Origin of the sequence: Arthrobacter glacialis (assembly GCF_002909445.1) — a bacterium.
GTDB lineage: Bacteria > Actinomycetota > Actinomycetes > Actinomycetales > Micrococcaceae > Specibacter > Specibacter glacialis.
Map to the genome: position 1 here is coordinate 338 of NZ_PPXC01000048.1, position 1,002 is coordinate 1,339.

The 1,002-nt window shown below is 52.9% G+C and carries 1 rRNA gene; it reads right to left on the reverse strand.

Annotation, left to right across the window (positions count from 1 at the left end):
• Window positions 1-33: 33 nt before the first annotated feature.
• Window positions 34-1,002, reverse strand: a 23S ribosomal RNA gene (locus tag CVS27_RS20355); the annotation flags it as partial.

The window sequence follows — 1,002 nt, forward strand, 5'->3', positions numbered from 1 at the left end:
GCAATCTGCGTCAGCAAATTGCTTGGGTGTTATATGGTCAAGCCTCACGGGCAATTAGTATTGGTTAGCTCAACGCCTCACAGCGCTTACACACCCAACCTATCAACGTCGTAGTCTTCGACGGCCCTTTAGGGGATTCAAGATCCCAGTGAGATCTCATCTTGAGGCAAGTTTCCCGCTTAGATGCTTTCAGCGGTTATCTCTTCCGAACATAGCTACCCGGCAATGCCACTGGCGTGACAACCGGAACACCAGAGGTTCGTCCACTCCGGTCCTCTCGTACTAGGAGCAGCCCCTCTCAAATCTCAAACGTCCACGGCAGATAGGGACCGAACTGTCTCACGACGTTCTAAACCCAGCTCGCGTACCACTTTAAATGGCGAACAGCCATACCCTTGGGACCGGCTTCAGCCCCAGGATGTGATGAGCCGACATCGAGGTGCCAAACACCGCCGTCGATATGAACTCTTGGGCGGTATCAGCCTGTTATCCCCGGAGTACCTTTTATCCGTTGAGCGATGGCCCTTCCATACAGAACCACCGGATCACTAAGACCTACTTTCGTACCTGCTCGACGTGTGTGTCTCGCAGTCAAGCGCGCTTTTGCCTTTATACTCTACGACCGATTTCCGACCGGTCTGAGCGCACCTTCGTACTCCTCCGTTACTCTTTGGGAGGAGACCGCCCCAGTCAAACTACCCACCATACACTGTCCTCGATCCGGATAACGGACCTGAGTTAGAACCTCAAAGTTGCCAGGGTGGTATTTCAAGGATGGCTCCATGAGAACTGGCGTCCCCACTTCAAAGCCTCCCACCTATCCTACACAAGCAAATTCAAAGTCCAGTGCAAAGCTATAGTAAAGGTTCACGGGGTCTTTCCGTCTAGCCGCGGATACACTGCATCTTCACAGCGATTTCAATTTCACTGAGTCTCGGGTGGAGACAGCGCCGCCATCGTTACGCCATTCGTGCAGGTCGGAACTTACCCGACAAGGAATTT